Annotated in this window: 10 protein-coding genes; 8 read left to right on the top strand and 2 right to left on the bottom strand. The window is 37.2% G+C overall.

The window, feature by feature from the left end; translation table 11 throughout:
• Positions 1-46: 46 nt before the first annotated feature.
• Together spoIVB and spo0A are read left to right on the top strand one after the other, a co-directional pair.
• Positions 47-1,333: a SpoIVB peptidase gene (gene spoIVB, locus BN999_RS06255; protein ID WP_096270544.1), complete on the top strand. Its 1,287-nt coding sequence runs from the start codon at positions 47-49 to the stop codon at positions 1,331-1,333.
• A gap of 1,037 nt (positions 1,334-2,370) precedes the next feature.
• A complete protein-coding gene (spo0A, locus tag BN999_RS06250; RefSeq protein WP_096270543.1) occupies positions 2,371-3,153 on the top strand; it encodes a sporulation transcription factor Spo0A in 783 nt (260 codons plus the stop codon).
• A 60-nt stretch (positions 3,154-3,213) separates the two neighbouring features.
• Here spo0A and BN999_RS06245 read toward each other — a convergent pair whose 3' ends face one another.
• The gene (locus tag BN999_RS06245; protein ID WP_096270542.1) at positions 3,214-4,554 is read right to left on the bottom strand and encodes an aspartate kinase; all 1,341 of its coding nucleotides are present in this window, start codon (positions 4,552-4,554) and stop codon (positions 3,214-3,216) included.
• Between the two features lie 27 nt (positions 4,555-4,581).
• Complete coding sequence (locus BN999_RS06240; protein ID WP_096270541.1) at positions 4,582-4,821, bottom strand: DUF2627 family protein; 240 nt, start codon at positions 4,819-4,821, stop codon at positions 4,582-4,584.
• A 388-nt stretch (positions 4,822-5,209) separates the two neighbouring features.
• Here BN999_RS06240 and bcd point away from each other — a divergent pair, with 388 nt between their 5' ends.
• From bcd to BN999_RS06210, 6 genes are all read left to right on the top strand, one after another.
• On the top strand, positions 5,210-6,307 hold the full coding sequence (bcd, locus tag BN999_RS06235; protein ID WP_096270540.1) for a branched-chain amino acid dehydrogenase: 1,098 nt from the start codon (positions 5,210-5,212) through the stop codon (positions 6,305-6,307).
• 13 nt (positions 6,308-6,320) lie between these two features.
• Positions 6,321-7,742 (top strand): dihydrolipoyl dehydrogenase, encoded by a 1,422-nt coding sequence (gene lpdA / locus BN999_RS06230; RefSeq protein WP_096270539.1) that lies wholly within the window; start codon positions 6,321-6,323, stop codon positions 7,740-7,742.
• A gap of 37 nt (positions 7,743-7,779) precedes the next feature.
• Entirely contained in the window at positions 7,780-8,772 is a 993-nt protein-coding gene (locus BN999_RS06225) for a thiamine pyrophosphate-dependent dehydrogenase E1 component subunit alpha (RefSeq protein ID WP_096270538.1), read from the top strand.
• 12 nt (positions 8,773-8,784) lie between these two features.
• Positions 8,785-9,768, top strand: a complete 984-nt coding sequence (locus BN999_RS06220; protein ID WP_096270537.1) for an alpha-ketoacid dehydrogenase subunit beta — start codon at positions 8,785-8,787, stop codon at positions 9,766-9,768.
• Between the two features lie 18 nt (positions 9,769-9,786).
• Positions 9,787-11,049: a dihydrolipoamide acetyltransferase family protein gene (locus BN999_RS06215; RefSeq protein ID WP_096270536.1), complete on the top strand. Its 1,263-nt coding sequence runs from the start codon at positions 9,787-9,789 to the stop codon at positions 11,047-11,049.
• A gap of 84 nt (positions 11,050-11,133) precedes the next feature.
• Positions 11,134-11,565 carry a BrxA/BrxB family bacilliredoxin gene (locus BN999_RS06210; RefSeq protein ID WP_096270535.1) on the top strand — a complete coding sequence of 144 codons (432 nt, stop codon included), beginning with the start codon at positions 11,134-11,136 and terminating at the stop codon, positions 11,563-11,565.
• The last annotated feature ends 46 nt before the right edge of the window (positions 11,566-11,611 follow it).

Raw genomic sequence — 11,611 nt, 5'->3', positions numbered from 1 at the left:
ATATAAAAACATGGTATGGGTTTAGGAACAAGGAGAGTGGACATTTGTGAAACATATAGAGAAAATTCGTATCATTACTGGAGTTCTACTCCTACTCGGATTGCTAATTGTTCCTTTTACGCCCCCGATTCAAAATTATTTTACCATTCCCAATAAGATTGTAACGTTTCAAAATCAGTTCCCCCTTAACGTTCCTAGCCTAGGAAAAGCAGTACAAGTTCATGCTTCTGTTAATGACAACCAGGAAGCTATTAATGCATCAAGTTTTGACTTTAGTGAACCCGGAGAACAACAATTAGTGTATACCGTAGCCGGGGTTCCAATTAAAAAAGTTGATGTTTCTGTCTTAAAGGATGTAAAAGTAATCCCTGGTGGACAGTCAATAGGTGTGCAACTACAAACGCTTGGTGTATTAGTTGTAGGTCATCATCTTGTAAATGGTGAAAATGGACAGATGTCACCTGGAGAAGAAGCTGAGATTAAAGTCGGTGACGTTATTATGGAGATAGATGGGAAAAAAATCGAAGAGATGAAGGATGTTAAACCAATAGTCGAAGAGGCCGGAAAAGCTTCGAAACCATTAGAAGTAAAGGTGAAAAGGGGAAAAGAAACCTTTACTACCGAATTAAAACCAGTCAAGGATAAGAAGGAAAATGAATATCGAATCGGGCTGTATATCCGTGATTCTGCTGCGGGTATTGGTACCATGACATTCTTTGAACCAAAGTCAAAAAAATATGGTGCTCTTGGACATGTCATCTCCGATATGGATACGAAGAAACCAATTGAAATTCATGATGGTACTATTGTTAGATCTTCTGTAACGTCGATCCAAAAAGGAAATAATGGAACACCAGGAGAAAAACAAGCTAAATTTTCTATAAAAGAAAATAGAATTGGCACGATTACCAAGAACAGTCCTTTTGGGATTTTTGGTAAACTAGATCAATCCATAGAAAATGGAAAATATGATCAGCCAATGCCAATCGCGTTATCACACGAAGTTAAAGAAGGTCCGGCAAAGATTCTAACGGTTATTGATGATGAGAAAGTTGAGGAGTTTGATGTTGAGATTGTGAGCAGTGTACCACAAAAATCTCCAGCTACAAAAGGAATGGTAATACAAATTACCGATCAAAAGTTATTAGAAGCAACAGGTGGAATTGTACAGGGAATGAGTGGAAGTCCAATAATCCAAAATGGAAAAGTAATAGGAGCGGTTACCCACGTATTTGTAAATGATCCAACGAGCGGGTACGGAGTCCATATAGAATGGATGCTCCAAGATGCAGGCGTTGACATTTATAAAAAAGAGGATAAAAAAGCTAGTTAATCAATCCAAGCTAATAAGTATTCTGTAAAAGGATACTTATCAGCTTGGATTTCTTGCTGTTTTGGAATATGTAGCGGATTATATTAGAAACTGTGCGGCAACTAAGCATTATGGTAGCTCATCATACCCGCTACGGAAATACACTCCGCTTTTACTGTCAGCACAGGGGCGACATCAGTTCGAAAGTACCTCACAGTGTCTACCTTGCCGCGGGCGGCTGGTGAGCCTCGGGCCAACAGGATGTTGGTCACAAAGGCGTTGCCTCAGGATGAGGCGTTCTTAGTCTTTGAACCCCTATTTTGCTCTTGCGGGGTCTCACCGATGCCTATCCTCCCGCAGGACAAGGAACGCTACGAAAGCGATACATCGCACGCAGAAAAAGTGATTTTCTTTTTCAAGGAGTCTCCGTGCATTTCCTACGCTAGTGATGAGTGATTAAGAGCAATAGAACCAAATAAATCCAAAACATGTTGCAATAACTAATAATAATTAGAAAACTAAACCAGCGCAGGCAGAATACGGAGACTCCTCGAAAATAAAACCAGCGCAGGCAGAATACGGAGACTCCTCGAAAATAAAGAACAATTTTCTTCGTGCGATGATTACGCTGACGAAGCATTCCTTGTCCTGCGGGAATAGCACGTGTCCGAAGACCCCTAGAGAGGTGAACTTTCCTCGAGGAGGCTGAGGCCGGGCCCGCGGAAAGCGGAGTATTCTGCCGGAGCGGTATCGTTCCACTATCCTCATTAACTATGGTTAAAATACCGCGCAGTTTCTATCAACTACACGATAAAAACTCTAAACATGCCACACTTAGTACAGCTATATTATTCAATTTATTACTTACTCTAAATATTTTTCGACAAAACGAATAATCTTGTGTCATAATTAATCGAATATACACGAAAACAAAAGAAAAACAAAGCAATTTAAAGAAATAATAAAAAAAAGCAAAGTTTTTTTAAAAAAAGAAGGAATCTCTGAACTTTTGTCGAATACATAAAGTGGACATGAACCGAACTAAAGGAGGAACATTTGTGGATAAGATATCAATTTGTTTAGTTGACGACAACAGAGATCTGATAAATTTAATGGAGGAGTTTTTTGAGGAACAACCTGATATAGAAGTTGTGGGAGTAGCTTATAACGGTAGAGACTGTCTAACATTAGTTGAAGAGAAAAAACCAGATGTGCTTATTTTAGACATTATTATGCCACATGTAGATGGATTAGCCGTTTTAAATATGCTTAGAGAAAAAGGAAAATCAAATAACAATCCACATGTGATTATGTTAACTGCATTCGGGCAAGAAGAGGTTATGAAAAAAGCAGTGGACTTAGGAGCATCTTATTTTATTCTGAAGCCTTTTGATTTAGAAAACCTTGCAGAACAGATTCGTCAAGTTAATGGACGTTCAGTACTTTCGAATCGTTCTACAATCGGTGTCAAAAAAGAAAGAAAGAAGAAAGACCTAGAAGCAAGCATTACGAATATTATTCATGAGATTGGTGTGCCAGCACATATAAAAGGCTATATGTATTTAAGGGAAGCTATTACAATGGTTTATAATGATATCGAACTTTTAGGTTCTATAACTAAAGTTTTATATCCAGATATTGCAAAGAAATTTAACACCACTTCCTCACGTGTTGAACGTGCTATACGCCATGCGATAGAAGTTGCTTGGAGTCGTGGTAATATTGATTCCATTTCTGCTTTATTTGGTTACACTGTAAGCATCTCAAAGGCGAAACCAACCAATTCAGAATTCATTGCAATGGTAGCAGACCGTCTACGATTAGAACATAAAGCCAGCTGAAATAAAAAAATTACTGTATGAAATATACAGTAATTTTTTTATTTTTATAAAATTTTATTCCTAATCTTCAAAAAATGCTTTATATAATGATTGAATAGCCGTTTCTAAGTCACTAGCTTCAATACCAAACATCATCGAAACATCAGATGATCCTTGGTTTATCATCTTAATGTTTACATTTACAGATGTTAATGCATTTGTAGCTTTTTGCGCAATACCAATGGTGTTCATCATACCTTCTCCAACAATCATAATTAATGCAAGTCCATGCTTAATCGACACTGTGTCTGGGTGTAGTTCATAATTAATTCTTTCAATTACTTTTTTTTCATTATCCGAAGTAAATTGTCTTTCGCGTATAATAACTGATAAATCGTCAATACCTGAAGGAGCATGTTCAAAAGAGATGTTCTCATCCTCAAGTATTTCAAAAAGCTTACGACCGAAGCCTAACTCTCGGTTCATTAAATATTTACTAACATACAGTGTACTAAACCCTGTATCACTGGCAATCCCAACAACACATTTGTTTTTTTCTTCTTTCGTCGCGACGACCGAAGTTCCTGGTAGATGAGGATTATTTGTATTTTTGATTGTTACGGGTATACCTCGTTTAAAAGCTGGAATTAACGCCTCATCATGAAAGACAGAGAACCCTGCATATGATAATTCTCGCATTTCTTTGTATGTTAGAGTTTTAATTTCTTTCGGATTTTTCACGATATTAGGATTGACAGAATAAACAGAATCTACATCAGTGAAGTTTTCGTATAATGTAGCTTGTATACCTGCTGCAATAATAGATCCAGTAATATCTGACCCACCTCTTGAAAAAGTAACTAATTTTCCATCAACGGTATATCCAAAGAAACCAGGGATTACCAAGACACCATCTATTTCCCTTAATTTGTAAATCTGATTAAAGCTTTCAGGTAATATTTGAGCATTTCCCGGTTCATCTGATACAAGAATTCCCGCTGTTTTAGGGTTAATGTAATGAGCTTTAATACCGATAGAATTTAAATAAGAACTAACTATCTTTGCCGAACTATCTTCACCAATTGATTTTAAGGCATCACTATTAAAAGGTTGCTGATTCAATATGGATAAAAAGTCTTCTTGAATTCCATCAAGAATAGTAGGAGATATTTGTAATTCTTGAATAATCTCATCAAATCTACTCATGATAGTATTTAAAATATTTTCATATTGATTATTTGTACGAAAATCTTTCTCTAAATTAATAAGTAAGTCAGTAATTTTCGTGTCATCTTTATATCGTTTACCTGGAGCGGAAACGACGATAAATTTACGATCTGAATCACTCTTTATTATTTCTCCGACTTTCCTAATTTGTGTAGCATTTGCTACAGAACTGCCCCCAAATTTTGCTACCTTCATGAATGATCCTCTCCCCAGAGATGCAAATTAGTTTAATTCTTTTTTCTGTTTTTGTTCTAACTGTTTTTTGCGATCACGATGTATGATAAACCCACCTAAAAAGGCTAATCCGCCAATGAAAAGTATTAAACCAATAGCAAACTGAATACCCGTATGGATAAATATAGGATGAAAGTCATCAAATAATGTGTCTCTCATTAGCTTAATACCGATTGCAGCAATAACTCCTGGTATGAAAATTAGAATGACAGCGATTAATCTAATCATTTTTACTCCTTTAATTAATTATTGTGAAATATATCCTTCTAGTATAATTCATAAGTATACCAAAAGGGAAAAGATAGTTAAAAAATTTTGATTTGCCATAATTCCAATCATAACGTATGATAGAAAAGTAGAGTACTTATTAACATATTAAATATCAAGAAAAGCACCATAATTTTAAATATTTAAAAAACATTTTTTAAGTATTTAATAATTAAAGCGCTTTCATTTTCCGTTTGTAGTTATTTTGTATTATAATAGGATAGAATGGAATCGAAACTAGCTCTACTGAGTTAGTTATATAGCGTCATGCAATTATGTTATTGATAGCTCCTGCTGACTATCGGTAAGAGTTTAAATAAAGAATATCAATGTATGAGGAGGAAAAGGAATGGATATTTTCAGAAGTATGGAAGCATATGATTACGAACAACTAGTATTTTGTCAAGATAAGAATTCTGGCTTGAAAGCAATTATTGCAATACACGACACAACTTTAGGGCCTGCTCTCGGTGGTACGAGAATGTGGACATATGCTTCTGAAGAAGAAGCAATTATAGATGCATTACGTTTAGCAAGAGGTATGACATATAAAAATGCTGCTGCTGGATTGAATTTAGGTGGCGGAAAAACAGTTATTATAGGTGATCCAAGAAAAGATAAAAATCCAGAAATGTTTCGTGCATTTGGGAGATACATACAAGGTTTAAATGGTAGATATATAACAGCTGAAGATGTAGGTACAACTGAGGAAGATATGGATATTATCCATCAAGAAACTGATTTTGTTACTGGAATTTCTGCAGAAACCTCGGGGTCATCAGGAAATCCATCACCAGTTACTGCTTATGGTGTATATAGAGGAATTAAAGCTGCTGCATTAGAGGCATTTGGTGATGATTCGTTGGAAGGAAAGACTGTTGCAGTCCAAGGTGTCGGTAATGTTGCTTATTCATTGTGCGAGTACTTACATAAAGAAGGCGCAAAATTAATCGTGACGGATATTAATAAGGCAGCTGCAAATCGGGCAGTTGAAGCTTTTGGTGCAAAAGCAGTTGATCCAGATGATATTTATGACGTGGATTGTGATATATATGCTCCTTGTGCTTTAGGTGCGACAATAAATGATGATACTATCCCTCGTTTGAAAGTAAAAGTGGTAGCAGGTTCTGCAAACAACCAACTTAAAACAACGGAACATGGCGATATTTTATATGAAAAAGGAATTGTTTATGCACCTGATTATGTAATTAATGCTGGTGGTGTAATTAATGTTGCAGATGAATTGAATGGATATAACCAAGCAAGAGCAATGAAAAAAGTGGAAACGATCTATGATAATTTACGTAAAGTCTTTGATATATCAAAACGGGATAATATTCCAACCTATCTTGCTGCAGATAGAATGGCAGAGGAAAGAATTGAATCAGTTAGGAAATCCAGAGGTCAGTTTCTATTAAATGGACATCATACATTAAGCAGAAGGTAAGGGGTAGGTATTAATGGCAGAAGAATATGATTTAGTAGTTCTTGGTGGCGGAACAGGTGGTTATGTTGCTGCAATTCGTGCCTCACAGCTTGGAATGAAAGTGGCAATTGTAGAAAAAGAAGAATTAGGTGGCACTTGTCTCCATAGAGGATGTATACCATCTAAATCCCTACTACGGAGTGCAGAAGTATTTAGACAGACGAAAAACAGTGAAGAGTTTGGAATTACGACAGGTAATGTAGAGTTGGATTTCACAAAAGTTCAACAAAGAAAGAGCGGGATAATTGATACGCTTCATGCTGGCGTGATAGCCCTTATGAAAAAGGGGAAAATTGACATATTTAAAGGGTTCGGTAGAATTCTTGGGCCGAGTATCTTTTCACCACTTCCAGGTACAATTTCAATTGAATATGAAAATGGGGACGAGAATACTATGCTTGTTCCAAAGAACGTTTTAATTGCGACAGGCTCTTCTCCAAGAACGTTACCGGGGCTTGAAGTTGATGGTACACATGTTTTAACCTCTGATGAGGCACTTGAAATGGAAACACTACCACAGTCCATCATTATTGTGGGTGGAGGTGTTATTGGAATAGAATGGGCTTCTATGTTAGCTGATTTTGGTGTCAATGTTACCGTTTTAGAATTTTTAAATCAAATCTTACCAACCGAAGACCATGATGTTGCGCGAGAAGTTGAAAGACAATTAAAACGAAAAGGTGTTACTTTTGTGAAAAAGGCAAAAGTTTTACCAGATACTCTGCAAAAGGAGAATGGTGTTACCATTGAAGCTGAGGTTGAAAATGCAAAACAGGTATTCTCTGCGGAAAAGATATTAGTATCTGTTGGAAGACAAGCAAACATTACAAATATCGGATTGGAGAATACGGATATTGTAGTTGAAAATGGCGTTATTAAAACGTCTGGATTTTATCAAACAAAAGAATCCCATATGTATGCTATTGGTGATGTAATAGGTGGAATGCAACTTGCTCATGTTGCATCTCACGAAGGGATAGTAGCAGTGGAACATATGAGTGGCAAAAAGCCAGAGTTGTTAAATTATAATAATATTCCAGCTTGTATATATTCCAACCCAGAAGCTGCAAGTGTAGGCCTTACCGAGCAACAAGCAAAGGATAATGGTTTTGATATTAAAGTAGGGAAGTTCCCGTTCAAAGCAATAGGTAAAGCATTAGTTCATGGAGAAACAGATGGATTCGTAAAGATTATTATGAACAAAGAAAATGAAGACCTTCTAGGTGTACATATGGTAGGACCACATGTTACAGATATGATATCAGAGGCAGGACTAGCGAAATTATTAGATGCCACTCCATGGGAGATTTCACATAGTGTACATCCACACCCAACTTTGTCAGAGATTATGGGTGAAGCAGCACTTGCCGTTGAAGGGTTACAAATACATGGTTAATGTATAGAGCGTTAATTAGTTAAGGGAGGGACCAATTATGGCTACAAATCGTCATGAAGAACTTGGACTATCGAATGAACAAGTGTTAGAAATGTATAGAACGATGCTTCTGGCTAGAAAACTTGATGAAAGAATGTGGTTATTAAACCGAGCAGGTAAAATTCCTTTTGTAATATCATGTCAAGGTCAGGAAGCTGCTCAAGTTGGAGCGTCATTTGCTCTAAATAGAACGGAAGACTATGTGGCGCCATATTATCGGGATATGGGAGTTGTACTTGCATTTGGTATGACTGCACGTGAACTAATGCTTTCTGCTTTTGCGAAAGCAGAGGATCCAAATTCAGGTGGTCGACAAATGCCTAGTCACTTTGGACAAAAAAAGAACCGAATATTAACAGGATCATCACCAGTTACAACCCAGGTACCACATGCGGTGGGCGTAGCGCTTGCTGCTAAAATGGAAAAAAAGGATCTAGTTTCATTTGTTACTTTAGGGGAAGGGTCATCTAACCAAGGAGATTTCCATGAAGGGTTAAACTTTGCAGGTGTGCATAAGCTGCCTGTTATTACAATGGTAGAAAATAATAAGTATGCTATTTCAGTTCCTAGTAATAAACAACTAGGTAATGAAAAAGTTTCTGATAGAGCACTTGGCTACGGGATGCCAGGATTTACGGTAGATGGGAATGATCCGTTAGAAGTTTATAAAATTGTGAAGGAAGCTCGAGAAAGGGCGTTAAATGGGGAAGGGCCAACACTAGTTGAAGCTGTTTCTTATCGATTGACCGCTCACTCAAGTGATGATGATGACCGAGCGTATCGTGATAAAGAAGAAGTAGATGAGGCTAAAAAACTAGATTCTATTTTTACATTTGCTACTTATTTAAAAGAGTTAGATATTTTAACCGATGAAATTGAAGTACAAATTACAAATGAAATTAATAACATTGTAAATGATGCAACTGACTATGCAGAGAACGCACCATATGCAGAACCAGAGGATGCATTAAAGTATGTGTATGAAGAGTAAGGAGGGGAAATCATGACCGTAATGTCATATATACAAGCAGTTACTACTGCTTTACGTGAGGAAATGCAGCGAGATGAGAAAGTATTTGTACTTGGTGAAGATGTCGGAAAAAAAGGTGGCGTATTTAAAGCTACTGAGGGATTATATGATGAGTTTGGGGAATATCGTGTTCTAGATACACCACTTGCAGAATCTGCAATAGCTGGTGTCGGAATTGGTGCAGCAATGTACGGCATGCGACCTGTTGCTGAAATGCAGTTTGCTGATTTTATTATGCCGGCAGTAAACCAGATCATATCTGAAGCAGCAAGAATTAGATATCGTTCAAATAATGATTGGAATTGTCCAATTGTTATTAGAGCTCCATATGGCGGTGGAGTACATGGAGCACTTTATCACTCACAATCAGTTGAAGCTTTATTCGCAAATCAACCAGGCCTTAAAATTGTCATGCCTTCCACGCCGTACGATGTGAAAGGTCTGTTAAAAGCGGCAATAAGAGATAATGATCCAGTACTATTTTTTGAACATAAGCGGGCATACCGTTTATTAAAAGGGGAAGTACCTGATGAGGATTATGTTCTACCAATCGGTAAAGCTGATGTAAAAAGAGAGGGTTCTGATATCACCATCATTACATATGGTTTATGCGTTCATTTTGCATTGCAAGCTGCTGAAAAGCTAGCAGATGAGGGGATCGATGCTCATATACTTGATTTACGTACAGTATACCCTCTAGATAAAGAAGCAATCATAGAAGCGGCTAAAAAGACAGGTAAAGTACTACTCGTTACGGAAGATAATAAAGAAGGTAGTATTATTGGTGAAGTAGCAGCGATTATTGCGGAGAATTGTTTATTTGATCTAGATGCTCCGGTCCAAAGACTTGCTGGTCCTGATATTCCTGCAATGCCCTATGCACCGACAATGGAAAAATTCTTTATGATGAACCCGGAAAAAATAGAAAAAGCGATGCGTGAGTTGGCAGAATTTTAATCGTTTGGAGGGATATAGATGGCATCTGAAAAAATTACAATGCCCCAACTTGGTGAAAGTGTGACAGAAGGTACAATTAGTTCATGGCTAGTAAAAGCAGGAGATCACGTTAACAAATATGACCCAATTGCTGAAGTAATGACAGATAAAGTGAATGCTGAGGTTCCTTCTTCCTTTACTGGAGTTATTAAGGAAATTGTTGTACCAGAAGGAGAAACAGTCGCAGTTGGTGAGCTTATTTGCTATGTAGATACGGAAGACAGTGGGACTGAAGAGGCAAAAAGTGATAATCCACTAGCAGAAGAAGCGTCTCCTATACAAGGTGATTCTCCTGATGAATCGATGAAAAGGCGATATTCTCCTGCTGTTCTAAGGCTAGCACAGGAAAATAATATTGATTTAGCTCAAATTTCTGGTTCTGGTCGTGGAGGAAGAATTACTCGTAAAGATATCGAGAAAATTATGGCTACAGGACAAATTCCATCTGCTTCTGAACAAGGAGCTCCAGCAACAACAGAAGAAAAAGTGAAAACTAATGTCACGAAATCCGTACCAGAAGTTCCACAGCCTACATCACAAATGGGTGATATAGAAATTCCTGTAACAGGCGTTAGGAAAATTATCGCTCAGAATATGGTTCGTTCGAAGACAGAAATTCCACATGCATGGATGATGGTAGAAGTGGATGTGACGGACTTGGTTAGCTACCGCAATAAATTGAAAAATGAATTCAAGAAAAATGAAGGATATAACCTTACTTACTTTGCATTCTTTGTAAAAGCAGTTGCACAGGCTCTCAAAAAGTTCCCTCAATTGAACAGTACTTGGGCAGGGGATAAGATTATCCAGCGTAAAGACATTAACCTCTCCATTGCTGTAGCTAAGGATCAAGAACTTTTTGTGCCTGTCATTAAACATGCAGATGAAAAAAGTATTAAAGGAATTGCTAGAGAGATAAATGAGCTTGCAATGAAAGCACGTACAAATAACCTCAAAAGCGATGATATGCAAGGTGGTACCTTCACAGTGAATAACACTGGGTCCTTTGGTTCCATCCAATCAATGGGAGTAATTAACTATCCACAAGCAGCTATCCTGCAAGTTGAATCGATAGTGAAAAAACCAGTAATCATTGATAACATGTTCGCTGCGAGAGACATCGTAAATCTATGTTTATCATTAGATCACCGTATCCTTGATGGATTAGTTTGCGGTCAATTCCTAGCATATGTGAAGGAATTATTAGAGGATATGAATGAAAAAACAGTCCAAGTGTATTAATACAAGCTCTTAAAATTGAAATTTACTACCAAACTTGATAACCTAGGTGTTAGGTAGGATTAAACTAACATAAGGGGTGCTTATATGGATTTCAACCTATTCATGAATGATATTGTTGATGCAGCACGTAAGGATATAACAGAAGCAGGTTTCGAGGAGCTTCGTACAGAGGAAGATGTTGATACTGCTCTTAATCGAGAAGGTACAACACTTGTTATGATTAACTCAACATGTGGTTGTGCTGGTGGTGTAGCACGTCCAGCTGCAGCTAATGCAATTCATTATGATAAACGTCCTGATCACTTAGTTACCGTGTTTGCTGGTCAAGACCGTGAGGCAACTGAAAAAGCTCGTACATATTTTGAGGGTTATCCACCATCATCTCCATCTTTTGCATTTTTGAAGGATGGTAAGATTGTTACGATGCTTGAGCGTCATGATATTGAAGGTCACAGTGCAATGGAAGTTATGACAAAGCTTCAGGATATTTTCAATCAACATTGTGAAGAAGTATAATAAGTAATTTATAATAAGGCTGTCCTACCATAAGGCCAGCCTTATT

The organism is Paucisalibacillus globulus, from assembly GCF_900184735.1.
Lineage (GTDB): Bacteria > Bacillota > Bacilli > Bacillales > Amphibacillaceae > Ornithinibacillus > Ornithinibacillus globulus_B.
The sequence above is the reverse complement of the archived record's forward strand: the minus strand, read 5'-3'. Positions and strand labels throughout refer to the sequence as shown.

Bases quoted from the DNA above. Each gene is read 5' to 3' on its own strand.
- BN999_RS06215 (WP_096270536.1), top strand. From the start codon at position 9,787: ATGGCATCTGAAAAAATTACAATGCCCCAACTTGGTGAAAGTGTGACA.
- BN999_RS06210 (WP_096270535.1), top strand. From the start codon at position 11,134: ATGGATTTCAACCTATTCATGAATGATATTGTTGATGCAGCACGTAAG.
- BN999_RS06220 (WP_096270537.1), top strand. From the start codon at position 8,785: ATGACCGTAATGTCATATATACAAGCAGTTACTACTGCTTTACGTGAG.
- lpdA (WP_096270539.1), top strand. From the start codon at position 6,321: ATGGCAGAAGAATATGATTTAGTAGTTCTTGGTGGCGGAACAGGTGGT.
- BN999_RS06240 (WP_096270541.1), bottom strand. From the start codon at position 4,821: ATGATTAGATTAATCGCTGTCATTCTAATTTTCATACCAGGAGTTATT.
- bcd (WP_096270540.1), top strand. From the start codon at position 5,210: ATGGATATTTTCAGAAGTATGGAAGCATATGATTACGAACAACTAGTA.
- BN999_RS06225 (WP_096270538.1), top strand. From the start codon at position 7,780: ATGGCTACAAATCGTCATGAAGAACTTGGACTATCGAATGAACAAGTG.
- BN999_RS06245 (WP_096270542.1), bottom strand. From the start codon at position 4,554: ATGAAGGTAGCAAAATTTGGGGGCAGTTCTGTAGCAAATGCTACACAA.